We start from the raw sequence: 24,722 nt of genomic DNA, 5'->3' as shown, positions 1-24,722 counted from the left end.
CCTCCGGGGCCTCCCGGCCTCTTCCCGCCCCCGCGCGAGGGCTCAGTGCCCCTCGCCCTCGGGCCGGGCGTGGCGGGGGAGCAGGAAGGCGACCAGGAAGGCCACCGCGAGCAGCGCAGCGATGAGGCCGTACGTCCAGCCGGCCGCGAGTCGGAAGCCGTCGGTGCGGGCCCAGCCGAAGAACGCGGTGCCGAGCAGTGCGACGCCCACCGAGCCGCCGAGCTGCTGCTGGGCGTTGAGGACGCCGGAGGCCGAGCCGGTCTCGGACTCCTCGACCCCGGCCAGCGCGATGTCGAAGAACGGCGCCATGATCAGGCCGAGGCCCAGACCGGTGAGGGCGAGCGCCGGGGCCAGCTGCCAGGAGGTGAGGCCGTCCGCCCCGCGCTCGACGGTGGCCCAGAGGCCGAGCGCGCCCGCGGCGGCGACGGCGATGCCCGCGTGCAGCACCCGGCGGCCGTACTTCGGGGCCAGCATGCCGCCGGAGAGCACGGCGCCGGCCACCACGCCGATCGACAGCGGGATCATCGACAGCCCCGCGTGCAGCGGCGTCCAGCCGAGGCCGAGCTGCAGGTGCAGGGTGAAGACCAGCATCAGGCCGGAGAGCGCGGCGAAGAACACCAGCCCGGTGGCGAGCGCCGAGACGAACGGCCGCTTGGCGAACAGCGAGGGTTCGATCAGCGGGGTGCCGCCGCGCCGCAGGACGCCGCGCTGGTGCCGGGTGAAGGCCCACAGGACCGGGACCGAGGCGGCCATCGAGAGGAAGGTCCACCACGGCCAGTCCAGCTCGCGGCCCTGGACCAGCGGGTAGACCAGCAGCAGGACGGCGAGGCCGAGCACCAGCACGCCGACCGGGTCGAGCCGCCCGGCGCCGGAGGGCCGGTCGGCGGTGTCGGCGGGCAGGATCCGGTCGGCGGCGAGCACCGCGAGCAGGCCGACCGGCAGGTTGATCAGGAAGACGGTCCGCCAGCCGAGGCCGAACAGGTCGGCGTCGGTGAGGTAGCCGCCGAGCGTGGGGCCGAGCACCGAGGAGAGCCCCAGCACCGGGCCGAACAGGCCGAACGCGGCGCCGACCTCCTTGGGCGGGAACATCGCCTTGATCAGGCCGAGGCCCTGCGGGATGAGCAGCGCCGCGAACAGCCCCTGCACGGTGCGGGCGGCGATCAGGGTGCCGGCGCCGGGTGCGGCCGCGCAGAGCACCGAGGCGAGGGTGAAGCCGGTGGCGCCGAGGACGAACAGCCGCTTGCGGCCGAAGAGGTCGCCGAGCCGGCCGCCGGTGATCAGCAGCACGGCGAAGGCGAGCGTGTAGGACGCGGTGATCCATTGGATCTGGGCGTCGTCGCCGCCGAGGTCCTGGCGGATGGCGGGCGCCGCGACGCCGGTGATCGTGGTGTCGAGGAGGTCCATCACCTCGGCGGCGAGGATGACGGCGAGGCCCGCCCAGCGCAGCCGGTAGCCGGCCGACGGGGCCGCGGGGGCCTGGGGAGGTGCGATCTGACTGGTCATGGAGTGCTCTCCGGAATCAGAGCTGTCGACGAACGCTGTTCGCCATAACGAACACTGTTTTTCTCAACGAACAGTGTTCTCCCATGGAACGGTGTTCGTGTCAAGTAGTCTGGGACCGTCGCCGACCCCGAAGGAGCCCCCATGACCAGTGCTGCCCCGCGCTCCGGCTGGCCGCCCGAGCAGTGGCCGGGGAAGGCCAAGGCCGCGCCCAGGAGGCAGCCGCTGAGCCGGGAGCGGATCGTCGAGGCGGCGCTGCGGATCGTCGACGCCGAGGGGATGGACGCGCTCAGCATGCGCCGGGTCGGCCAGGAGCTCGGCACCGGCGCCGCCAGCCTCTACGCCCACGTCGGCTCCAAGGAGGAGCTGCTCGAACTGGTCCTGGACCTCGTCTACGCGGGCATCGAACTGGAGCCGGCCGACCCCGGGCGGTGGCAGGAGCAGGTCAAGCGGCTGCTGCGGAACTCCCGCGCGGCGCTGCTCGCCCACCGCGACCTGGCCAAGGCCGCGGTGGTCGCCAACGTGCCGGTCACCCCGCATGCGATGGACATCGCCGAGGCCATGCTCGCCATGCTGCGGGCCGGCGGCCTGGACGAGCGGACCGCGGCCTACGGGGTCGACCTGCTCGGCCTCTACACCACCGCGACCGCCTTCGAGGCCTCCACCCGGGGCGGCGCCGACACCGAGGAGTTCACCGGCCGGGTCCGCGACTACTTCGCGACCATCCCGGCCGAGCGTTATCCGATGATCACCTCGATGGCCGCCGCGCTGACCCGCAACGTCGGCGAGGAGCGCTTCGAGTTCGGCCTGGACATCCTGGTCGCCGGCCTGGCCCGGCAGGCCCGGGGCGGCGCCTGAGGGGCCCGCCCGGAAAACGCCGGAGCCCCCGTCCGGTCGGACGGGGGCTCCCGCGGGTGGTGCCGTGGATCAGCCCGTGGATCAGCCGGCGTCGGCCGCCGGCCGGCTGCGCTGGTCCAGCGAGGCCAGGTAGGCGTTGTAGGCGGCCAGCTCGGCGTCACCGCTGCGGTCCTCGGCGCGGTCCCGGCGGCGCGAGAGCCGCTGCTCGGAGCCCATCCACTGGTAGACCAGCGCGATCAGCACGATCGCGGTCGGGATCTCGCCGAACGCCCAGGTGATGCCGCCGGCGAGCTTCTGGTCGGCCAGCAGGTCGGTGCCGGGCGGCGCGCCCTCGGTGGTGAAGGTCTTCACCAGCTGGTGGTTGGCCATCATCACCGCGACGCCGAAGAACGCGTGGAACGGCATGCCCATGAACAGCTCGATGATCCGCATCACGTGGCCGGGGCGGTGCGGGCCCGGGTCCACGCCCATGATCGGCCAGAAGAACACCAGGCCGGTCGCCAGGAAGTGCACCATCATGAAGATGTGCCCGAGCCGGTACTCCATGAGGAAGTCGAACAGCGGGGTGAAGTAGACCCCGTACAGGCTCGCGATGAACAGCGGGATGGTGAAGGCCGGGTGCGAGACCACCTTGATGTAGGTCGAGTGCAGCAGCGCCACCAGCAGCTCGCGCGGCCCGCGCGGACGCCCCTTGCCGGTCGGCCGCAGGGCGCGCAGCGCCAGGGTGATCGGCCCGCCGAGCAGCAGCAGGATCGGCGACAGCATGGAGAGCACCATGTGCTGCATCATGTGCGCGCTGAACAGCACCATGCCGTAGTCGTTCAGCCCCGTGCAGGTGACCAGGATCACCGTGCCGACGCCCAGCACCCACGCCACCGTGCGTCCGACCGGCCAGCTGTCGCCGCGGCGCCGCAGCCGGACCACCCCGGTGAGGTACAGCGCGAGCGCGGCCAGGCTGCCGATCAGGAACACCCAGTCGGGCGACCAGGTGAGCACGTTGGAGAGCGAGAAGGGGCCTAGTTCGGTCATCCCGCCGTGGTGGTGCATGCCTGACATTCCGTCGCCCATCGGCGGGTCCCGCTTTCCCTCGTCACGGCCCCTGGATGGGTCCGGTTCGCCCGTTTTGCTTCGGCATACAGCCTAGGCGGGCCTTACCCCGGCCGGTTCCCCGCCCCCCGTCCGCGGGCCGCGCTACGCGCCCGGGCGGGGGACGAGGACGTTCTCGCCGCGGTGGCCGGCGGCGTAGTCGTCGACGTTGCGGACGGTGGCGTCGATGATCTGGCCGACGGCGGTACGGGTGAAGTAGGCCTGGTGCGAGGTGACGACCACCTGGGGGAACGTGACCAGGCGGGCGAGGACGTCGTCGGCGATGCCCTCGATGGAGCGGTCGGTGAAGAAGACGCCGGTCTCCTCCTCGTAGACGTCCAGGCCGACACCGGCCAGCCGGCCCGCCCGCAGCGTCTCGACCAGGGCCGCGCTGTCCACCAGCCCGCCGCGGCTGGAGTTCACCAGGATGGCGTCGTCCTTCATCCGGGCGAGCGCGGCGCCGTCGATCAGGTGGTGGGTCGTCGGCAGCAGCGGGACGTGGAGGCTGATCAGGTCGGCGCGGGAGAGGAGTTCCGGCAGCTCGGTGTAGGTCATGCCGAGGTCGACGCAGGCGGGGTTGGGGGCGATGTCCCAGCCGAGCAGCTCGGTGCCGAAGCCGGCGGCGATCCGGGCGAAGCACTCGCCGATCTTGCCGGTGCCGATCACTCCGACGGTCATGCCGTGGATGTCGCGCCCGAGCAGGCCGTCCAGCCGGAAGTCGAACTCGCGGCTGCGGTTGGCGGCCCGGGTGAGCCTCCGGTTGACCGCCAGCGCGAGCGCCCAGGCGTGCTCGGCGACGGCGTACGGGCTGTAATGGGAGACCCGGGCGACGGTCATTCCGAGTTCGGCGGCGGCGTCCAGGTCGATGTTGTTGAAGCCGGTGGAGCGCTGGGCGATCAGCCTGGTGCCGCCCTCGGCGAGCACCGCCAGCGTCCCGGCGTCCAGCTCGGCGTTCACGCTGCTGCTGACGGCCGGGTAGCCGGCGGCCAGCGGGGCGGTGTCGTGGTTGAGGAAGACGGACAGGCAGCGCAGTTCGTGGCGGTCCGCGAACGCCTTCTCCAACAGCGGCCGCTCATCCGCCTGTACGCCGTACGCGAGGATCTCCATCGCCTGGGTCCTTCCGTGGGTCCGGTCCGCTCTGGTCCACCGGTCAAGGTAGAGCAAAAGATGACCGAATGTGCGCACAACCCTCCGTACCCCCGCCGATCGGCTGTTCCCTAGGTCATGGCGCCTTGCGAGCATCGAATTGGCGGTTCCGATCTAGAAATCGCCTTTGATTGACGATTCACCAATCGTTTGTGAACAGTGCCTTAACAAAAGCGAAGGCACACGAGGGGGTATTTGGCATGTCCGAGGACACCCACGGCACCGGTACCGAGCTGACCCGTCGGCGGATGCTCCAGGGGGCCGGGGCCGCCCTGGCCGTCGCCGCCGGGACGGTCGTGATCGGCGTCGCCGGCCCGGGAGGAGGGGCGGCCACGGCCGCCGATCCCGGCGCTTCCGACAGCTTCGACGAAATCTTCCAGGGCCGGCGGATCCAGGGCCGCCCGGTTGACGGGGGGAGCCACCGGCACGGCGGCACCGGGAACGGCACCGGCTACGAGGTGCGGATCGACGGCGAGGACCTGCACATGATGCGCAACGCCGACGGCACCTGGATCAGCGTCGTCAACCACTACCAGACCTTCGCGACGCCCCGCGCGCTCGCGCGGGCCGCCGTCAACGACCTCCAGGGCGCCACGCTCGTCCCGGTCGCGACCGCCTGATCCGGCCACCACCCGACACCGACACCCACCACAAGAGGGGGGACTCATGGGAGTCCGCAAGAACCAGGCGACCCTGACGACCCAGGAGAAGCGCGCCTTCGTCGACGCGGTGCTGGCGCTCAAGGCGAACGGCGGGTACGACCCGTTCGTCACCACGCACAACCAGTTCATCCTCAGCGACGTCGACAACGGCGAGCGCACCGGCCACCGCTCGCCGTCCTTCCTGCCCTGGCACCGCAAGTACCTGCTCCAGTTCGAGCAGGCGCTCCAGGCCATCGACCCCAGCGTCAACCTGCCGTACTGGGACTGGACCGCGGACCGCTCCACCGCCTCCAGCCTCTGGGGCGCCGACTTCCTGGGCGGCAACGGCCGGGCTAGCGACGGTCAGGTGACCACCGGTCCGTTCGCCTTCTCCACCGGCAACTGGACGCTCAACGTCAACGTCGACAGCCGCACCTACCTGCGCCGCCAGCTCGGCGCCGGGGTGGCCCAGCTGCCCACCCGGCCCGACGCCGAGTCGGTGCTCGCCATCACCACCTACGACGCCGCGCCGTGGAACAGCTCCTCGTCCGGCTTCCGCAACAACCTGGAGGGGTGGCGCGGCGTCAACCTGCACAACCGGGTGCACGTCTGGGTGGGCGGCCAGATGGCCACCGGGGTGTCGCCCAACGACCCGGTGTTCTGGCTGCACCACTGCTTCGTCGACAAGCTCTGGTCGGAGTGGCAGAAGCGCAACCCGGGCCAGGGCTACCTGCCGACGGCCGGTACGCCGGACGTGGTGGACCTCAACGAGCCGATGAAGCCGTGGAACACCGTCTCCCCGGCCGACCTGCTGAACCACAGCGCCCTGTACACCTACGACACCGGGTTCTGATCCGTCCGTCCCGCCACGGGGCGGGGCGGACGCCGGGAACGGCCCCGGCCCCCGAGACTCGCGCGCTCGGGGGCCGGGGCTCCGGTCCGCAGGGGGGCTCCACGGGGGAGCGGGGGCGGTCAGATGACCGTCTCGGCCTCCAGGTAGCGGTCGGCCGGAACCGTCTTCAGCTCGGCCACCGCCTCGCCCAGCGGCACCAGGTTGATGCTGGTGCCCTGCAGCGCGGTGATGTGCCCGAAGGCGCCCTTGTGGACGGCCTCCACGGCGTGCCAGCCGAAGCGGGTGGCGAGCACCCGGTCGTAGGCGGTCGGGGTGCCGCCGCGCTGGGTGTGGCCGAGGATCACCGGACGGGCCTCCTTGCCGAGCCGGTGCTCCAGCTCGCGGGAGAGCTGGGTGGCGATGCCGGTGAACCGCTCGTGGCCGTAGATGTCCTTGGTGCCCTCCTCCCAGTGCATGGTGCCGGGCTCGGGCTTGGCGCCCTCGGCGCAGACCACGATCGCGAACTTCTTCTGCCGGTCGAAGCGCTCCCGGACGACGTCGGTGAGCTTCTCGATGTGGAACGGGCGCTCCGGGACGACGATCGCGTGCGCGCCGGCCGCCATGCCGGCGTTCAGGGCGATCCAGCCGGTGTGCCGGCCCATGACCTCGACGACCATGACCCGCTGGTGCGACTCGGCGGTGGTCTTCAGCCGGTCCAGCGCCTCGGTGGCGACCGACACGGCGGTGTCGAAGCCGAAGGTGACGTCGGTGCAGGCGATGTCGTTGTCGATGGTCTTCGGCACGCCGACGATCGGCAGGCCCGCGTCGCTCATCAGCTTGGCGGCCTTCAGGGTGCCCTCGCCGCCGATCGGGATGACCGCGTCCAGGCCGAGGTCCGCGCAGTACTGCTTGGCGCGCTCGACGCCGTCGCGCAGGTGGCTGGGCTGCACCCGGGAGGAACCGAGGATCGTGCCGCCCTGGGCGAGGATGCCGCTCACCGAGTCCAGGGTCAGGGGCCGGTGCTGCCCCTCCAGGAAACCTCGCCAGCCGTCCTCGAACCCGATGATCTCGTCGCCGTGGTCGACCACCCCCCGGTGGACCACGGAGCGGATCACCGCGTTCAGGCCGGGGCAGTCACCGCCGCTGGTCAGCACTCCAATACGCATTGCTTTGCAACTCCCGAGCAGAACCGAGGAACGGCCGGACTACAGGCTGGGACGACGGACCGCCACCGTAGCGAGCCGTTCCCGCGTCGGGACGACGCGGAGATGGCCGCCGGGTGAAGGACCGGCCGGATTCGGACATGGCATCCGGAACCGGCCGTGGATGTCGAGCATACGGCCCCTGCGTCCGGCCGGGCAGGAGCCGACGCGGGAGCGGCGCCGTCGGCGCCCCCGCGTGGAATTGCAGCCTGCTGCCGAGGAGGGTGTGCAGCCGGCAGCCCCGGGGAGGGGCAGCCCCATTGTCGTACGTTCCGGCCCGTCCGTGGACCGGGTGACCGCATGGCGGGCACCCGGCGGACGGGCGCGGAGCGTGCTACGCGGGGCGCGTCGTGGCCGCGATGCGCTCGGCGCGCAGCGCGTCGTACCAGGTGGTGTCGGCCGGCGGCAGGGCGTTCACGTCCAGCGCCAGCTTGATCAGCATGTCGGCGACCGCGGGGTTGCGCGCCATCACCGGGCCGTGCAGGTAGGTGCCGAAGACGGTGTCCCGCCAGGCGCCCTCGGTGCCGTCGCCGGTGCCGTTGCCCCGGCCGGCGGTGACCCGGGCGAGCGGGTTGACGCCCTGGCCGAGGTGGGTCACGCCCTGGTGGTTCTCGAACCCGGTCAGCTGCGGCAGGCCGAGCCGCGGGTCCACGTCGGCCAGCACGTCGCCGACGCAGCGCTCGCCCTCGCCGCGGGCGGTCCACACGTCCAGCAGGCCCAGGCCCGGCTCGCGCTGGCCGAGGTCGTTGACGAACTCGTGGCCGAGGATCTGGTAGCCGGCGCAGACCGCGAAGATGATCGCGCCGTTCTCCGAGGCCCGCACCAGCCCGGAGTCGTTGCGCAGCCGCTCGGCGGCGAGCCGCTGCGGACGGTCCTCGCCGCCGCCGATCAGGTAGATGTCGCCGCTGGTGGGCACCGCCTGGTCGGAGCGGACGTCGATCCGGGTCACGTTGAGATGGCGCTGGCGGGCCCGGCGCTCCACGACCAGGGCGTTGCCCCGGTCGCCGTAGGTGCTGAGCAGGTCGGGGTAGACCCAGACCACGCGCAGGCTGCTCTCACTCATCCTCGAAGGCCTTCCATGACGTACGTGCGGTGGGCTGCTGGGGCTGCGGGGCGCCGGTCCGGCATCAGCCGGCCACGACCTTCCGCAGCTGCTGGAAGGCGGTGTAGTTGGCGATCGCCTCGATCCGGCCGGGCGGGGCCATCCGGACGGCCTGCTCCAGCGAGTCCACCACGTGGAACTGCAGCCCGGCGACCTCCAGGCGCACCGCCAGGTCCAGCTTGCGCTGGCCCAGCACGAACACCGGGTGCCCGGCGAGCCGCTCGTAGTCCACGTCCCACAGCCAGGAGGTGTCGGTGCCGTCGGCGTCGAGCGCGTTGACCGAGAGCACCACCGGGGTCGGCGGGCCGTCGATCAGCGAGAAGGTCTCCAGCCAGCCGGCCGGGTTCTTGGCCAGCAGCAGCCTTATGTCCCGGCCCTGGTACTGGACCACGTCGTAGCGGCCGGCCACCGCGGTGACCGAGCGCATCCGCTCCAGCGCGACCTGCGGGGAGACGCCGAACACGGCCGCGACGGCGGCGGAGCTGGTGGCGTTGGCCAGGTTGGCCCGGCCGGGCAGCTGGAGCTGGATCGGCCAGGCGCCGCGCTGCGGGTCGATCACATGGGTGCCCTGGAGGGCCCAGTGCGGGTTGGGGCGCCGGAAGCCGCACTCCTGGCAGAACCAGTCGTCGCCGGGGCGCTGCATCACGCCGCCGCAGGCGGGGCAGGACCAGGCGTCCTCCTTCCACGCCTGTCCGGCGGCCACCCAGACCACCTTCTTGCAGGAGGACGCGGCCCAGGTCACCAGCGGGTCGTCCGCGTTGGCGATCACCACGGCCTCGGTGTCCTGGAGGCCCTCGCGCCACTTCTCCGCCATCATGCGGGTCTCGGCGGCGCGGTCGAGCTGGTCGCGGGAGAGGTTGAGCAGGGCGATCGCCTTGGGGCGGGTGTCCCGGGCCACCATCGACAGGTACTTCTCGTCGACCTCGATGACGCCGAAGCGGGCGTCCGAGCCGCCGGCCAGGGCGGAGGTGATGCCGGCCGGCATGTTGGCGCCCAGCGCGTTGGAGACCACCGGGCCGGCGGCGCGCAGCGCCTCGGCGATCAGGCGGGTGGTCGTGGTCTTGCCGTTGGTGGCGCTGACCAGGACCACGTCGAGGTTCTCGGCGAGGGTGGCGAGCAGATCGGGGTCGAGCCTCAGGGCGACCTTGCCGCCGATCACCGAGCCGCTGCCGCGCCCGGCCTTGCGGGAGACGGCGGCGGCCACCTTGCCGGCGGTCACCGCGATCTTCGCGCGCGCCGGCAGCGAGGCGTCGCGTGCGCCTGTGGGCTCCGATTCGGTGCCTGCCATGCTCAGTGGTTCCTCCTTGCTGCGGCACCGCCCGGGGGCCGGACTACGGGCCGTCGGGCGGCGGGGACGGGATCAGCCTACCGACTCCGCCGCCGGGCTCGGCGCCCCGGACCCCGCGCCGCCTGCTGCGACGTGCCCGGAGAGCCCGTCCGGGCGGTCCTGACCCGGGGTCAGGACCGGCGGTGTACGGAGGGGCCGTTCGCCGTGGGGGACGCGTGAGCGGGGCGCCGCGGTTCCGTGCGCGGGGGTGGGGGAGGCCCTTGGTGAGGGTGTGGTGAAGAAATGACCTGATGATTACCTGCCTGGTTGGCGGCGCCGGTCGGCCCTGCTCGCCTGCTCACCGGCCCGGGCGGGTCTGCCAGGGGACCGGGAGCTCCTCGGCGGCCTCCGCCAGGTGCGCGGTGATCACCAGCGTGCCGTCCTCCACCTGGTAGTCCAGCGGCGCCGCCAGCCGGCGCATGGTGGCGATCAGCCCCGAGTTGGACGACTGGGTGACCGCGTACACCGTCTCCACCCCGGCCTCCAGGGCCAGCGCCGACATCCGCCGCATGAGGTCCAGGCCCAGCCCGCGCCGCTGCCAGGCGTCCTCGACCAGCACCGCCACCTCGGCGCCCTCGTCGTCCCACATCAGGTGCCCGAGGGCGACGATCCGCCCGTCGGCGGCCTCCACCGCCAGCGTCTGGCCGTGCCGGGCGTCCAGCAGGTGGTCCAGATAGCGGTCGGCGTCCCGGACCGGACCGTGGTAGCGCTTGCGCAGCGTGTCGGGGGAGCAGCGGTGGTGCATCGCCAGCGCTGCCCCCTTGTCGGCCGCGTCCGCGCGCCGCACGGTCAGGTCGGCGCCGGCCGGCAGGCTCAGCCGGGCCCGGACGTCCGGCACCCGGGGGCCGAGCAGGGTGTCCAGCTCCACCAGGGCCTGCGCCCTGGCGAACTCGGTCGGGGTGAACGGCAGCTGCGGGCGGGTGAGCTCGATGAGGTCCCCGGAGGGCACCGGCAGCCTCAGCACGTGCCCGTCCACCCCGGCGGCGCCGCGCGCGGCCGCGCCCGGGTACTGCCGGATGCCGCACCGCCCGAACAGCTGGCGCAGCGCGATCGGCAGCTCGGCGGCGTCCAGCGCGGTCCGGGTGGCCAGCGCCAGGACGTGGGTCGGCACGTCCACCAGGTCGTGGGCGTCGGCCGGGCCGGTCCAGATGTCGTGCCCGCCGGCCCCGGCCACCAGCGCCGTCAGGTCGGCCCGGGCCAGCGAGCGCGGGGCGCGGACGAAGAACTCGTCCACGGCGCCGGCCGGCAGCGGGTGGGACTGCATCGAGACGATGTTCACCCGCCGCGCCGCGAAGGCCGCGCAGACCCGGGCCAGGCTGCCGGGGGAGTCCTGCACCGTGGTGCGGACCCGCCACAGCGCGGTCTCCTCGAAGTCGTGCAGCGGCCCCTTCAGCGGCTCCTTCGCCGGCTCGGCCTGCGCCGCCGTTCCGGTCGGCGGTGGCGCGGGCGCGTCGGGCGCGGGCGGCCCGTGCAACCGGTGGCGGTGCGACCACCAGGTGTGGAACAGCGCCGTGGCGAGCAGCGCGGTGGCGGACGCGGCGAGCACGACCGGACCGTCCGGGCCGTGCACCACGAGCTTGGCCACCAGGTCGGCGGTGGTCACCGAGAGGAAGACGGCGGCGAGTTCCACCGCGTCGCGCCGCCACCGGTGGCCGCGGGCGCCGCGGCGCTGGGCACGGGAGGGGTTCGTGGTCGGGACGGTTCCGGGCTTCGGCTTCTCCAGGCGCTCCATGCCATCAATCTGCCGCCCCGGTGTTTCACGATCACGAATCCCCCGTGACCTGTCGGTTAATGGTGCAGTGCCGCGGCGACCTCGGTGCCCGCGGTCTTCACTTCCTGAACGAGGAGTTCCAGATCCGCCTCGGTGGTGGCCGGGTTGAGCAGGCAGGCGCGGAGCATCTCGTGGCCGCCGAGGCGCGCGCCGGTGACGAAGGCGCGGCCGCGGCGCTGGACGGCGGCGGGCAGTTCGCGGTTGACGGCGTCCAGGGCGGGGCCGGTGAGGCCGGGCGGGCGCAGACGGAACGCCACGATGGAGGTCTGGACCTCGGCGAGCAGCTCCAACTCGGGTTCTTGGGCGATGAGTTCGCCGAGCAGGCGGGCGAGCGCGGTGGTGCGGGCGATGTCCCGGGCCAGCCCGTCGCGGCCGCGGTGGGCGATGGTGGCCCACACCTTGAGGGCGCGGAACGGGCGGGTCTGCTCGGTGCCGTACTCGGAGAACCAGCCGAGGTCCCCGGCGGCCTCGTCGCGCAGGTAGGAGGGGACCAGGCTGAAGGCGGCGCGCAGCCCGGCGGGGTCGCGGACCAGCGCGCAGCCGCAGTCCACCGGGACGCCGAGCCACTTGTGCGGGTCGAGGGCGAGCGAGTCGGCCCGGCCGAGCCCGGCGTAGCGGTGCGCGATCACCGGGTCCAGCACGCCGAACGCCCCGTAGGCGCCGTCCACGTGCAGCCAGAGCCGCTCCTCGGCGCAGAGGTCGGCGATCGGGTCGAAGGCGTCCACCGCGCCGGTGCCGACCGTGCCGGCCGAGGCGACCACCAGGAAGGGCAGCAGCCCGGCGGCCCGGTCGCGGGCGACGGCCGCGCGCAGGTCGGCGAGGTCGAGCCGCCCGTCCGGGCCGGTGGCCACCGCGCGTAGGTGCCTGCTGCCGAGGCCCAGCAGCTCGGCGGCCTTGCGGACGCAGGAGTGGGTCTCGCCGGTGACGTAGCCGACCAGCGGCGGCATCCCGGCCAGGCCGTCCTCGCGGACGTCCCACCCGGCGGCGCGCGCGGCCCGGTCGCGGGCGGCGGCCAGGCAGACGATGGTCGCCATCGAGGTGCCGGAGGTGAGCAGTCCGCCGCCGGCCGGGTGCGGGAATCCGACCAGTTCGGCGATCCAGCGGACCACGGCCCGCTCCAGGTGGACGTCGGCGTGGTCGCCGCCGGCCGAGCTGGGGTTCATCGCGGCGGCGGCCAGGGTGGCGAGCACGCCCGCCGGGGCCGGGGCCGAGTTCACCCAGCCGAAGAACCGCGGGTGGCCGTTGCCCATCGGGTACGGCAGGACGTCGCGGCCGACCGCGTCCAGCAGCTCGGCGAGCGGGCGGCCGGCGGCGGGGAGCGGGGCGTCCAGCAGGGTGCGGCGGGCGGCGTCGTCCATCGGCTGCCAGACCGGGCGGGCGGCCAGCCCGGCCAGGTGGTCGGCGGCCAGGTCGGCGGCGGTGTGCGCGGCGGCGCGGAAGTCGTCGGCCTGCCGGGAGCCGGTGCCGCGGGAGCCGTCGTCGGCGCGGGAGTCGTCGGAGGTCATGTGCGGCTCCGGGAGGGTGCGGGCCTGGTGGCGCGGCGTCCTCGGCGCACCCGGTCCCCGCGATCCTACGGAAGGGGGCCCGCGCCGTGCGGCGCGGGCCCGACAGGTGGGACGGCGGGACGGCGGGTGTCAGTCCAGTGAGCCGGACAGGCCGCTCGCCGAGCGGCAGTAGCCCTGCATCTCCTTGTCGCTGAACTTGGCGCAGAGCCGGCCGGCCGCCCCCGCGTCCGTGTAGTTCACCGTGTAGTAGCTGACCAGGCCCTCCGCGCAGGCCTTGCGCTGCCAGCCGTCCGCGGCGGTCGCGCACTGCTGGGCGGCCCAGTCCTCGCGGTCCAGGTTGTACTTCATGGTGCGCGAGCCCACGCCGCGGCTGCAGTCCACCGACCCGCCGGAGGCCTTGCCGTTCAGGCACCACTTCAGGGCCTCGGCGTACACCTCGGGGTGGTTCGGGTAGTCGTGGGAGGAGAGGTAGAAGGTCGGCGCGTAGAAGAAGCAGGCGGACTGGAACAGCGCCGGCTGCTCCTTGCACGGGTAGAGCGGGTCCTGGGCGAGCTTGTCGGCGGGGAGGTTGGCCTTCGCCTTCTCGTCCTCCTCGTCCGGGCCGAAGAGCTGCATGAACAGGCCCTCGGAGCAGCGGATCCGGTTCTGGTCGGTGGTGAAGGTGTTGCACAGCTCCCGCGCCCTGGCGACGTCCTGCTTGGCGACGAACATCGTGCCGTGGCCGACGCCGTGGATGCACGGGCCGCTGTTCTTGGGCGCGCAGAGCTTGACCAGGTCGGTCTCCGGCTGGGCGGAGGCGTTGAGCATCTCCTCGACGGCGCCGTGCAGATAGCCGGCCGCGCAGGTCTCGTGCGGGAAGGAGATGACCTTCTGGAAGTCGGCGTTGAAGCGCTTGACCGCCGCGTGCCCGAGCTCGTGGGCGATCGGGTGGCAGAACCGGACGGTGTACGGCAGCTGCTTGGTGATCCTGTCGAGCTCGGCCAGGGCGATGCCGGGGTCGGTGGCCTCCATCTCGGCCATCAGCTTGTTGCGCAGCGTCGAGCGGGTCCACACCGCCGGGTCGGCGCTCGCGGTCGCGGTCGCGCCCGCGGCCGGCTGCGCGGCGCCGGCGGCCGCCGTGCCGGGGGCGGCGCCGGGGGCGGCCGGCTCGGCCACCGCGGCGGTGACCGGCTCGGGCGTCCAGTCGGTGACGGCCACCGACCCCAGGCCGAGGACCCCGAGCAGCAGGGCGGTGACGATCGCGAAGGCTCGCGGTTGCATGACGGAGATCCCCCGGCGGATCGAGACGGACGGGACTCTCCCCATCCTGACGGCACGGGCTTGGGATTCCGTGTTATCGGCCGCCATTCGGGAGGTGTCGGCGACGCTATCGCACGCCCCTCCTGGTCAACGAGGCGGGATGGCGGCTGGTCACGGACGGTGGCGCGGGGCTGTACGGGCCCGGTGCGGGGTCGGTGCGGGGCCGGGCGGCGCGGCGGTGCCCGCGCCGTCCGGCCGCCCCTCTCAGAGCTCCAGCGAGACCTGGTACTCGGTCAGCCACGCGTCGAGGTCCAGGGCCAGATCGGTCGCCAGCCGCACCGACTGCGGGTCGGTGTCGGGCGCGAGCGCGTCCGACACCGCCCGCCGGTCCAGCAGGGCGAGGCCGGGGGAGCCGGGGTCGGCGGCCAGTGCGGCGAGTTCGCCGCGCAGCAGCTGCGGGTAGCGCGGGTCCTGCACGATCGGGTACGGGCTCTTCCTCCGGTCGGCGATCTCGTCCGGCAGCACGTCCCGTACGGCCGCGCGCAGCAGGCTCTTCTCCCGGCCGTCGAAGTACTTCATCGACCACGGCGTGTTGAAGACGTACTGCACCAGCCGGTGGTCGCAGAACGGTACCCGCACCTCCAGGCCGGTGGCCATGCTCATCCGGTCCTTGCGGTCCAGCAGGATGCGGACGAAACGGGTCAGGTTGAGGTACGACACCTCCCGCATCCGCCGTTCGAGGGGGTCGGCTGACGGCAGGTGCGGGACCTCGGCGAGCGCCTCCCGGTAGCGGGCCTGCCGGTAGCCGGGCAGGTCGAGCTTGCCGAGCAGCTCCCGGTCGAGCAGCTGTTCGCGCGGTCCGCTGCCGGGGCCGCCGAGGCTGCTCAGCACGGCCGCCCAAGGGAAGTCGTCCGTTCCGACCATCTCCGGGTCGTGGAACCAGCGGTAGCCGCCGAACAGCTCGTCCGCGGACTCGCCGGACAGCGCCACCGTGGAGCGCTCGCGCACCCCGCGGAAGAGCAGCAGCAGCGAGGCGTCCATGTCCCCGACGCCGCCCGGCAGGTCCCGGGCGCGCAGGGTGGCGAGCCGCTGCGCCGGGTCGCCGATGGCGGCGCAGTCCAGCTCGATCACCCGGTGCTCGGCGCCGACGTGCCGGGCGAGCATCTCCGCGTACGGGCCGTCGGGGGTGGTGCGCACGGCGTCCGGGGCGAAGTGCTCGGAGTGGCCGGTGAAGTCGACCGCGAAGGAGCGCATCGGTCCGGCGCCGGCGGCGCGCAGCGACCGGGCGGCCAGGGCGGTGACCGCGCTGGAGTCCAGGCCGCCGCTGAGCAGCGAGCAGAGCGGGACGTCGGCCTCCAGCTGGCGGTGGACGATGTCCTCCAGCAGCGCCCGGACGGTGCCGATCGTGGTGGCGAGGTCCTGGGTGTGCTCGCGGGCCTCCAGCGCCCAGTAGCGCCGGTCGGTGAGGCCCTGGCGGCGCACCCGGACCACGTGGCCCGGCCGGACCTCGGCGATGCCGCGGTACGGGGTGAGCCCCGGGGTACGGGTCAGCGCGAGCAGTTCGCGCAGCCCGTCCAGGTCCACCACCGGGCGTACCGCGGGGTGGGCGAGCAGCGCCTTCGGCTCGGAGCCGAAGACCACGCCGTCCGGTGTCGGGTGGTAGTGCAGCGGTTTGACGCCCATCCGGTCGCGGACCAGCAGCAGCTCCTCGGTGCGGGCGTCCCAGACGGCGAAGGCGAACATGCCGTTGAGCCGTTCGGCCAGGTGCTCGCCCCACTCCAGGTAGGCGCGCAGCACCACCTCGGTGTCGCTGCGGGTGCGGAAGCGGTGCCCGGCGGCCTCCAGTTCGGCGCGCAGTTCGTGGTGGTTGTACACCTCCCCGCTGTAGCTGAGGGCGGCCAGCAGCCGGCCGTCGTGCTCGGCCGTCATCGGCTGGACGCCGCCCTCCGGGTCGATCACGGCGAGGCGGCGGTGGCCCAGCGCGGCGTGCCGCTCCAGGTGGACGCCGCCGGAGTCCGGGCCGCGGCAGAGCTGGGTGTCCGTCATGGCGTCGAGCACCGATTGTTCGAGGGTCAGGTCGCGGTCGTAGGCGACCCATCCGGTGATCCCGCACATCAGCAAGCCTCCGGTTCTTCCGACACTCTTCCGACGCTCCCGTTCCTCCCCCGGCCCCCCGGTGTGTGAGCAAGTCATCACGCTACGTGGTCACCCGTGCGGCTACAAGACCCCCGTTCATGCTTCGAACGCTGAGAGATCCTGCCCGATTTCGGGCAGGATCTTTGATCTTTCGGCGGCGGGGCACCTAGGCTCCCCACTCGTGTCCAGCTCGCCCGGCCCCTCGCACCCTCACGAAGACCTGCTCGCCCACCTCACCCGGACCAGCCCGCTCGGGCCCCGGGAGGCGGCGCGGGTGGTGGCGGAGGTGCTGGCGTACTTCTCCGAGACCACCGAGGAGTACGTCCGGCGCCGCCACGGCGAACTGCAGGCACGCGGCCTGACCAACGAGCGGATCTTCGCCCGGCTCGCCGAGGAGCTGCCCGCCCGCCGGGTCGCGGCGCCCGGGCTCTCGGCCCGCCAGCTGCGCCGGATCGTCTACGGCTGACCGGGCTGCCGGGCTACCGGGCCGGCCGGTTCGGCGGCCCGGCCCGCGTTCACGTCTTGTCGGCACGGCCCGCCCGGCCGCCCTCGTACCCACGCAACCAAGGAGTCCACCATGTGCGGAATCGTGGCCTACATCGGCCCCAAGGACGCGACGCCCTTCCTGCTGGAGGGCCTGGCCCGGCTGGAGTACCGCGGCTACGACTCGGCCGGCGTCGCCGTCGCCGGGCGCACCGGTGGCATCAAGGTCCGCAAGGTCAAGGGCCGGGTCGCCGACCTCGCCGCCGACGTCCCCGCCCGGTTCAAGGGCACCACCGGCATCGGCCACACCCGCTGGGCCACCCACGGCGTCCCCAGCGACGCCAACGCCCACCCGCACCTGGACAACGCCGAGCGCATCGCCGTCGTCCACAACGGCATCATCGAGAACGCCGACGAACTGCGCGCCCGGCTCACCGCCGACGGCGCGGTCTTCCGCTCCGAGACCGACACCGAGGTGCTCGCCCACCTGGTCGCCGCCCACGCCGCCGAGGGCGGCGAGCTGGAGGACGCCGTACGGGCCGCCCTCGGCAAGGTGGTCGGCACCTACGGCATCGCCGTCCTCGACGCCCGGCAGCCCGACCGGGTCGTGGTCGCCCGCAACGGCAGCCCGATCGTGCTCGGCATCGGCGAGAAGGAGATGTTCGTCGCCTCCGACGTCTCCGCCCTGGTCCGCTACACCCGCCAGGTCGTCCACCTGGAGGACGGCGAGCTGGCCACCGTGCGCGCCGACGGCTTCCGCACCTTCACCGAGGACGCCCGTACCACCCACCGCCAGCCGTCCACGGTCGACTGGGAGATCGACTCCTACGACACCGGCGGCTACGACCACTTCCTGCTCAAGGAGATCCACGAGCAGCCCGGCTCCGTCGAGCGCACCCTCAGCGGCCGCCTCGACGAGCGGTTCGCCACCGCCCACCTCGGCGGCCTCGACCTGGACGCCCGCGAGCTGCGCGAGATCCGCCGGGTGAAGATCCTCGGCTGCGGCTCCGCCTACTACGCCGGCGAGATGGGCGCCCAGCTCATCGAGGAGCTGGCCCGCATCCCCGCACACAGCGAGCCCGCGTCCGAGTTCCGCTACCGCAACCCGGTCATCGAGGCCGACACCCTCTACATCGCGGTCAGCCAGTCCGGCGAGACCTACGACACCCTCGCCGCCGTCCAGGAGGTCAAGCGCAAGGGCGGCCGGGTGCTCGGCGTCGTCAACACCGTCGGCAGCGCCATCGCCCGCGAGTGCGACGGCGGCATCTACCTGCACGCCGGACCGGAGATCTCGGTCGCCTCCACCAAGGCGTTCACCTCCACCGTCGTCGCCTTCGCGCTGCTCGCCCTGCACTTCGGCCGGATCCACGACCTCTCGCCCGCCGACGGCCGCCGGATCGTCTCCGCCCTCAAGGCGCTGCCCGGCCAGATCCGCGAGGTCCTCGCGCAGAGCGAGGAGATCGCGGCCCTCGCCGCCGAGTACGCCGACTCCACCGGGATGATGTTCATCGGCCGGGTGCGCGGCTACCCGGTCGCCCGCGAGGGCGCGCAGAAGCTCAAGGAGATCTCCTACGTGCACGCCGAGGCCTACCCGGCGAGCGAGCTGAAGCACGGCCCGCTGGCTCTGATCAGCGCCGAGCTGCCCACCGTCGCCCTGGTCCCGGACGACGAGCTGCTCGACAAGAACCTCACCACCCTCGGCGAGATCAAGGCCCGCTCCGGCAAGGTCCTCGCCATCGCCCACCGCCGCCCCGAGGCCAGGCTCGCCGACCACTGCGTGCTGGTCCCCAAGAGCGAGCCCGAGCTGGACCCGCTGCTCCTCAACATTCCGCTCCAGCTGCTCGCCTACCACGCCGCCGTCGCCCTGAAGCGCGACGTCGACAAGCCCCGCAACCTCGCCAAGAGCGTCACCGTCGAGTAGCCCGCCGGGGCCCGGGGCCGGGCGGTTCCCCCCGGGCCCCGGGCGCGCTCAGTAGTCGGCGCTGGGGGCGCGGGTGGTGGGGCCGAGGTCGGGTTCGTCGCGCAGTTCCAACGACTCGCCGTGGCGGTCGAGTTCGAGGACGACCAGGGTGTTGCGGCCCGGCCGCCAGAGCGGGGCGGGGGCGTAGAGGGTGCGCTGGGGGCCCTCGTGGGTGTGGCGGCCGAGCAGGAAGCCGTTCAGCCAGAGCAGGCCCCGGCCCCAGCCGGGGAGGGCGACGAAGGCGTCGGCGGGGGCGTCGAGGTCGGTTTCGAAGCGGTGGAAGGCGGGGTCGCCGTCGGCGGTTTCGAGGGCGTCGTGGAAGGCCAGGGGGCTGAGGTCGGTGAGCGGCAGCGGGCGGATCTCCCAGGAGTGCAGGCGCTGGCGTTCGTGCGAGACGCCGCGCCGGATGCCCTTGCGGTCGTCCAGCTGGGGCCCGTAGTTGGCGCGGCCGAGCGCCTCGACCAGGATGTCCAGGGTGACGCCGGCCGGGCCGGTGGCCAGCGGCAGGGTCTCGCCCGGGCGGTTGCGGTCGAGGACGCCGAGCGGTCGGCCGTCGGCGAAGAGCTGGGCGCGGTCGCCGATGCCGTCGACGCGCAGGGGGAGTTCGGGGCGCGGGCCGGGGACGCGGGTGCGGTAGTGGATCAGGCCGAGCGACTGGCCGAGGCGCTCCATCGGCTCGGGTGTCGGGCGGTGGACGGGCGCGGAGAGCGCGTCGAGGGAGTCGAGCAGCCGGGCCCGGCCGGTCGCACGGCCGAGCCGGCGCGGCGCCAACCGGGGTGGTGGGGCCGGGAGTTCGACGTCCGGGAGGGGCACGTACTTGCCGATGACGGTTCGCAGGGTGTGGAACTTCTCGGTCAGCTCGCCCGCCTCGCCGATCGGCGCGTCGTAGTCGTAGCTGGTGGTGGTCGGCTCGAAGCCGGCGGTGTCCGGGCCGGTGCCGGAGTGGTTGGCGCCCGCCCAGAGGCCGAAGTTGGTGCCGCCGTGCGCCATGTAGAGGTTCACCGAGGCGCCGGTGGCGAGCAGTTCGTCCAGCGACTCCGCGGCCTCCTCGGCGTCCCGGACGTGGTGCGGATCGCCGATCCGGTCGAACCAGCCGATCCAGAACTCCATCGCCGCAAGGGGCCCTTGGGGCTGCTGCCGGCGCAGCACCTCGAAGCGTTCGGGGGCGCGGGAGCCGAAGGTGGCGGTGGCCAGCAGGCCGGGGACCGCACCGCCCTGCTGCATGAAGTCCTCGGAGCCGTCGGCGGTGAACAGCAGGCAGTCCACCCCGCGGGCCACCAGCCCGTCGCGCAGGTGCGCCAGGTAGGCGGCGTCGTTGCCGTAGCTCCCGTACTCGTTCTCCACCTGGACGGCCACCACCGGGCCGCCCCGACTGCCGAGCAGCGGCAGCAACTCGGGTACCAGGGCGTCGAACCAGCCGTCCACCGCGGCGAGGAAGGCCGGGTCAGAGCTGCGCAGCCGGATCCCGTCCGCGGCCAGCAGCCGCGCGGGCAGGCCGCCGAACTCCCACTCGGCGCAGATGTACGGGCCGGGGCGGAGGATGACGTCCAGGCCGTGCCGCTCGGCCAGCCGGACGAACCGGGCGATGTCCCGCCAGCCGGTGAAGTCTGGCTCACCGCCGGGGAGTTCGTGGAAGTTCCAGGGGATGTAGGTGTCCACCGTGTTGACGCCCAGCGCGCGCAGCCGGGCCAGCCGGTCGTCCCACAGGTCGGGGTGGACCCGGAAGTAGTGCAGCGCGCCGGCGACGATCCGGTGCGGCGCGCCGTTGCGGCGGAAGCCGTTGCCGTCGAAGTCGAGCTCGATCATGCGGACCAGCTTTCGGTGGTGACGGTGCTGACGCGGGCCACCGGGGGTCGGGCCCGGCGGTCGGGATCCCAGAAGCGTCGCAGGAGCGAACGGGCGGCACGGCGTGATCGTGCCCACGCCACGCCGGGCTGTTCCGTGCGGCCGTGCGCGTCCTAGACTGCTCGGCTCACGCGGCACTACCGACGGGTAGGCGGGAACCGGGCGGGTGCCGCCACCGACTGGCAGGGATGGGGAGTCCGGATGGCCGACGAGCGGGTGCACGCCTACGGGGACGACGCGCTGGGGGAGCACGACGCGGTGGCCCTGGCCACCCTGGTGCGGTCCGGCGAGGTGAGCCCCGCCGAACTGGCGGCGGCCGCCGCGGCCCGCGCCCGACGGGTCGACGCGGCGCTCGCCCCGGTCGCCTTCGCCGCGTACGGGCGGCCGCACGGCGCGGACGGGTCGGAGGCGCACGCGCCGCTGTACGGCGTGCCCAGCTATCTCAAGGACAACACCGACCTGCGCGGCATGCCCACCGGCCAGGGCAGTTCGGCCTTCCGAGCCAAGCCCGCCCGCCGCACCGCCGGCTTCGCCGAGCAGTTCCTCGGCACCGGTCTGTCCGTGCTCGGCAAGACCAGGCTGCCGGAGTTCGGCCTCAACGCCTCCACCGAGTACGCCACCGCCCGCCCGGTCCGCAACCCGTGGCGGACCTCGCACTCCCCGGGCGCCTCCTCCGGCGGCGCGGCGGCGCTGGTCGCCTCCGGCGTCGTCCCGATCGCGCACGCCAACGACGGCGGCGGCTCGATCCGGATCCCCGCCGCCTGCTGCGGCCTGGTCGGCCTCAAGCCCACCCGCGGCCGGCTGGTGCCCAACGCCCAGGGCCGCCGGCTGCCGGTCGACCTGGTCACCGACGGCGTGCTGACCCGCTCCGTCCGCGACACCGCCGCGTTCTTCGCCGCCGCCGAACGCCACCACCGCAACCCCGCGCTGCCCCCGCTCGGCCTGGTCGAGGGCCCCGGCACGCGGCGGCTGCGGATCGGTCTGGTGCTGGACTCCCCGACGGCGCCCACCGACGGCCCGACCCGGGCGGCGGTCGAGGAGACGGCCGCCCGGCTCGCCGCGCTGGGCCACGAGGTGACGCCGGTGCGACTGCCGTTCGGGGCGGAGTTCTCCCGGGACTTCATCCTCTACTGGGGCTACATCGCCTTCCTGATCGCGACCACCGGCCGGCTGACCGTCGACCCCGGCTTCCGGGCGGCCCGGCTGGACGGGCTCACCACCGGCCTGCGGCGGGTCTTCCACCGCGAGTTCGCCCGGGTGCCGGGCGTGCTGCGGCGGCTGCGCGCGGCCGAGCGGACGTACGCGGACATGTTCCGCACGCACGACGTGATCCTCTCGCCGGTGCTGGCGCACGTGGCGCCGCCGATCGGCCACCTGAGTCCGAACGTCGTGTTCGAGGAACTGATCGAGCGGCTCACCCGCTACGTCGCCTTCACCCCGGTCAACAACGTCACCGGCGGCCCCGCCGTCGCCCTGCCGGCCGGCGCGAGCCCCGAGGGCCTGCCGATCGGCGTCCACCTCTCGGCGGCCCACGGGGAGGAACGGGTGCTCCTGGAGCTGGCGTTCGCCCTGGAGGCGGACCGGCCGTGGCGGCGGATCCAGGACTGAGCGCGCCCGGCGCCCCTCCTTCCGTCCTCCTTCCGTCCGTCAGCCGAGCACCGGGGAGGCGATGGCGCAGGCCGCGCGGACCTCGCGGCGCAGCGGGGCGAGGACGTCGTCGGCGGGTGCGGCGGGCGCGTCGCCGGCGGGTGCGTCGCCGATGGGTGTGTCCTCGGGCGGCGCGGGCAGTGGCGTGCCGGTGCGCAGCGCCTCGGCGAGGGCGGCGAGGTCGTCGGCGATGGCGGCGACCTCCTGCGGCGCCGGCGCCAGGACCCCGTGCTCGATCCGCACCCGGGTCGCGGTGGTCGCCTCCACCACCCGCTCCACCGCGATCACCAGCGGCCACCAGGCCGCCGCCCGGGTGCCGGTCGGCGGCGGCTCGGTGAGCGCGCGCTGGAACTCGGAGCGGACCGCCGACAGGTCACGGTAGAGCCGCCTGCGCCGGCGCGGCCGGGACGGCTGGTCGCGTCCGGGGGCGCCGGCGAAGGCCAGCGCCACGTACGCGGAGGCGTCCGCGACGGCGTCGGCCAGCCGGTCGCCGATCCGGGTGTGCCAGGACTCCGGCCAGCACAGGTAGCCGGCCAGCAGCGCGATCCCGCAGCCGATCAGCGAGTCGTACAGCCGGGGCAGCACCAGGCCGAAGCCCTCGTGGTTGAGCAGGTCGGAGAGCAGCAGGATGACCGGCGTGATGGCCGCCGTCTGGAAGGCGTAGCCCTTCGCCGAGAACGCCGGGACCAGCGCCGCCAGCACTGCGACGGTCGGCACGTCCCACCAGCCGCGCGGCACCTCGGCGAGCACCGGGATGGCGACCAGCAGGCCGAGCGCGGTGCCGAAGGCGCGCAGCACGGCGCGCGAGAACACCGAGCCGAAGTCCGGCTTCAGGACGAAGGTGACGGTCAGCGCGACCCAGTACGAGCGGGGCACCGGCAGCACCGAGACCAGCGCCTGGGCCAGGCCGATGCAGAGCGCCAGCCGCAGCCCGTACCGCCAGGACGCGCCGGAGAGCAGCGCCGCCCGCGCGGTGCGCCGGGCCCGCTCGCCGGGGGCGGCGGGGCGGCCGAGCCGGTCGGGGACGGCGGCGTCCGCAGGACCTGGCTCGGCGCCGACGGCGGCCGCGTAGCGCAGGGCCTGGTCGAGTGCCCGTTCCGACGGGCCGGTGGGCGCAGGCAGGGCGAGGAGGGCGGCGGGGTCGTCGCCCGGTGCGCCGGCGCCGGCGGGCGAGGGGGCGGGGGCGGTGGCGGTCCGGCCGCGTTCGACGGCGTCGGCGAGCGTCAGGACGGCGGCCGGGTAGGCCTCCGGCAGCGGGCCGAGCCGGGCCGGGCGCAGTTTCGCGGCGGAGGCCGCCTCGACGACCGGTATCAGCGCGTTGAGCCGGGCGATCAGGTGGGCCAGCCCGGGGGAGCGCCCGTGCCGGCGGGTGCGGTGGGCGAGCAGCAGGTCGTAGGAGGCGTTGAGCGACCGGGTGACGGCCAGCCGCCGTTCGTCGTGCTCCGGGGTGCCGGCGGCGCGGACGAAAGCGGCGACGGCCCGGTAGCTGTCGGCCACCGCCGCCCGCTCCGGCAGGCCGCCGCGCAGCGGCCAGGCGAACAGCGTGAGCAGCAGCACCACCGCCCCGCCGGCGAGCAGCAGCAGCGGTGCCTTCCACCACGGGTGCGGCATCGGCAGACCCGCCCCGACGACGGCGTTGAGCAGGAGCAGCAGACCGGAGACGGAGGCGACCGAGCCGATCGAGGAGATCATCCCGGAGACCAGCGCGACCAGCGTCAGGACGGCGACCGCGGCCCACTCGCGCCCGAACACCAGGGTGCCGAGGGCGACCCCCGCCGCGCCGAACAACTGCGGCACGGCGATGTTGAAGACCCGCATCCGGTAGGCGTCGGCGGTGTCGCCGATCACGGCGGACAGCGCGCCCATCGACACCAGCGCCCCGTACGCCGGTCGCCCCGCCGCCAGTCCGACGGCCAGCGGCGCCGCCAGCGCCACGGCGGCCCGGGCCACCGCGGCCCACGGCACCGCCGCCGGTTGCGGCCGCATCCCGGCGGTCAGCCACTTCGGAGGGGAGAGCCGGCCACCCGGCGCGTCATCCTGTGTCATGCCGTCAACCTACGGCCCCGCGTCCGCGCCTCCCGGCCGCGGCACGCACGCCCCATCCGGTGCCACGGTTCGCAGCGGACTGCTTCGCGCACCCGCTCGGATCGGTCAGCGACGCACCCGGTAGCGCAGGTGAAGCACCGGGTTGCCCTGGATCACCACGTCAGGATCCTCCAGCAGGTGCTGCGCGTGGACCGACCCGAAGTAGCGCTTGCCGGAGCCGGACACGACGGGTACGACGTCCATGCGCACCTCGTCGATCAGGCCTGCGGCAAGCACTTGGCCGCCGACCTCGCCGGCGGCGACCTCGACCACGCGATCGCCCGCGAGCTCCTGCGCCCTGGCCACGGCGGCCTCGACGCCGTCGACGAAGTGGCGGGACAGCCGGGTGGCGCCGCG

Annotated in this window: 18 protein-coding genes and 1 pseudogene; 6 read left to right on the top strand and 13 right to left on the bottom strand. The window is 73.8% G+C overall.

The features are described from left to right. Window positions 1-42: 42 nt before the first annotated feature. Window positions 43-1,503: an MFS transporter gene (locus tag ACFU74_RS03095; protein WP_380750856.1), complete on the bottom strand. Its 1,461-nt coding sequence runs from the start codon at window positions 1,501-1,503 to the stop codon at window positions 43-45. A gap of 141 nt (window positions 1,504-1,644) precedes the next feature. Here ACFU74_RS03095 and ACFU74_RS03090 point away from each other — a divergent pair, with 141 nt between their 5' ends. Then, a complete protein-coding gene (locus ACFU74_RS03090) occupies window positions 1,645-2,358 on the top strand; it encodes a TetR/AcrR family transcriptional regulator (RefSeq protein WP_380750853.1) in 714 nt (237 codons plus the stop codon). 81 nt (window positions 2,359-2,439) lie between these two features. Here ACFU74_RS03090 and ACFU74_RS03085 read toward each other — a convergent pair whose 3' ends face one another. Both ACFU74_RS03085 and ACFU74_RS03080 read right to left on the bottom strand, forming a co-directional pair. Beyond that, complete coding sequence (locus ACFU74_RS03085) at window positions 2,440-3,405, bottom strand: cytochrome c oxidase assembly protein (protein WP_380750850.1); 966 nt, start codon at window positions 3,403-3,405, stop codon at window positions 2,440-2,442. 144 nt (window positions 3,406-3,549) lie between these two features. After that, window positions 3,550-4,551 carry a 2-hydroxyacid dehydrogenase gene (locus ACFU74_RS03080; RefSeq protein WP_380750847.1) on the bottom strand — a complete coding sequence of 334 codons (1,002 nt, stop codon included), beginning with the start codon at window positions 4,549-4,551 and terminating at the stop codon, window positions 3,550-3,552. A 239-nt stretch (window positions 4,552-4,790) separates the two neighbouring features. On the opposite strand from ACFU74_RS03080, the gene ACFU74_RS03075 reads away from it, so the two are divergent. Then, the gene (locus ACFU74_RS03075) at window positions 4,791-5,210 is read left to right on the top strand and encodes a tyrosinase cofactor (protein ID WP_380750845.1); all 420 of its coding nucleotides are present in this window, start codon (window positions 4,791-4,793) and stop codon (window positions 5,208-5,210) included. A 46-nt stretch (window positions 5,211-5,256) separates the two neighbouring features. Next, a complete protein-coding gene (locus tag ACFU74_RS03070; RefSeq protein WP_380750843.1) occupies window positions 5,257-6,084 on the top strand; it encodes a tyrosinase family protein in 828 nt (275 codons plus the stop codon). Window positions 6,085-6,203: 119 nt separating this feature from the next. On the opposite strand, the gene ACFU74_RS03065 is transcribed toward ACFU74_RS03070, so the two are convergent. From ACFU74_RS03065 to asnB, 7 genes are all read right to left on the bottom strand, one after another. Beyond that, window positions 6,204-7,229, bottom strand: coding sequence for a 6-phosphofructokinase (locus tag ACFU74_RS03065; protein ID WP_380750842.1), 1,026 nt, complete (start codon window positions 7,227-7,229; stop codon window positions 6,204-6,206). Between the two features lie 370 nt (window positions 7,230-7,599). Next, window positions 7,600-8,328 (bottom strand): type 1 glutamine amidotransferase, encoded by a 729-nt coding sequence (locus tag ACFU74_RS03060; protein ID WP_380750840.1) that lies wholly within the window; start codon window positions 8,326-8,328, stop codon window positions 7,600-7,602. Between the two features lie 64 nt (window positions 8,329-8,392). Further along, window positions 8,393-9,655 (bottom strand): MurT ligase domain-containing protein, encoded by a 1,263-nt coding sequence (locus ACFU74_RS03055; protein ID WP_380750839.1) that lies wholly within the window; start codon window positions 9,653-9,655, stop codon window positions 8,393-8,395. Between the two features lie 337 nt (window positions 9,656-9,992). Next, on the bottom strand, window positions 9,993-11,426 hold the full coding sequence (locus tag ACFU74_RS03050) for a GNAT family N-acetyltransferase (RefSeq protein ID WP_380750838.1): 1,434 nt from the start codon (window positions 11,424-11,426) through the stop codon (window positions 9,993-9,995). A 56-nt stretch (window positions 11,427-11,482) separates the two neighbouring features. After that, the gene (locus tag ACFU74_RS03045) at window positions 11,483-12,970 is read right to left on the bottom strand and encodes a pyridoxal phosphate-dependent decarboxylase family protein (RefSeq protein WP_380750836.1); all 1,488 of its coding nucleotides are present in this window, start codon (window positions 12,968-12,970) and stop codon (window positions 11,483-11,485) included. Between the two features lie 129 nt (window positions 12,971-13,099). Continuing rightward, on the bottom strand, window positions 13,100-14,230 hold the full coding sequence (locus tag ACFU74_RS03040) for a hypothetical protein (RefSeq protein ID WP_380750834.1): 1,131 nt from the start codon (window positions 14,228-14,230) through the stop codon (window positions 13,100-13,102). A gap of 243 nt (window positions 14,231-14,473) precedes the next feature. Beyond that, a complete protein-coding gene (gene asnB, locus ACFU74_RS03035; protein ID WP_380750832.1) occupies window positions 14,474-16,324 on the bottom strand; it encodes an asparagine synthase (glutamine-hydrolyzing) in 1,851 nt (616 codons plus the stop codon). Window positions 16,325-16,526: 202 nt separating this feature from the next. Here asnB and ACFU74_RS03030 point away from each other — a divergent pair, with 202 nt between their 5' ends. Beyond that, window positions 16,527-16,811, top strand: coding sequence for a hypothetical protein (locus tag ACFU74_RS03030; RefSeq protein WP_327683601.1), 285 nt, complete (start codon window positions 16,527-16,529; stop codon window positions 16,809-16,811). 111 nt (window positions 16,812-16,922) lie between these two features. Continuing rightward, entirely contained in the window at window positions 16,923-18,749 is a 1,827-nt protein-coding gene (gene glmS / locus ACFU74_RS03025; protein ID WP_380750830.1) for a glutamine--fructose-6-phosphate transaminase (isomerizing), read from the top strand. Window positions 18,750-18,797: 48 nt separating this feature from the next. On the opposite strand, the gene ACFU74_RS03020 is transcribed toward glmS, so the two are convergent. Beyond that, entirely contained in the window at window positions 18,798-20,594 is a 1,797-nt protein-coding gene (locus tag ACFU74_RS03020; protein ID WP_380750828.1) for a beta-galactosidase, read from the bottom strand. 240 nt (window positions 20,595-20,834) lie between these two features. Here ACFU74_RS03020 and ACFU74_RS03015 point away from each other — a divergent pair, with 240 nt between their 5' ends. Then, the gene (locus ACFU74_RS03015) at window positions 20,835-22,241 is read left to right on the top strand and encodes an amidase (protein ID WP_380750826.1); all 1,407 of its coding nucleotides are present in this window, start codon (window positions 20,835-20,837) and stop codon (window positions 22,239-22,241) included. 39 nt (window positions 22,242-22,280) lie between these two features. On the opposite strand, the gene ACFU74_RS03010 is transcribed toward ACFU74_RS03015, so the two are convergent. Then, window positions 22,281-24,326 carry an FUSC family protein gene (locus ACFU74_RS03010; RefSeq protein WP_380750823.1) on the bottom strand — a complete coding sequence of 682 codons (2,046 nt, stop codon included), beginning with the start codon at window positions 24,324-24,326 and terminating at the stop codon, window positions 22,281-22,283. Window positions 24,327-24,431: 105 nt separating this feature from the next. Next, window positions 24,432-24,701 (bottom strand): annotated as a pseudogene (locus ACFU74_RS03005) (dihydrofolate reductase family protein); the annotation flags it as partial. Window positions 24,702-24,722 lie beyond the last annotated feature (21 nt).

This window comes from Kitasatospora sp. NPDC057500, from assembly GCF_042802195.1.
Taxonomy (GTDB): Bacteria; Actinomycetota; Actinomycetes; order Streptomycetales; family Streptomycetaceae; genus Kitasatospora.
The sequence above is the reverse complement of the archived record's forward strand: the minus strand, read 5'-3'. Positions and strand labels throughout refer to the sequence as shown.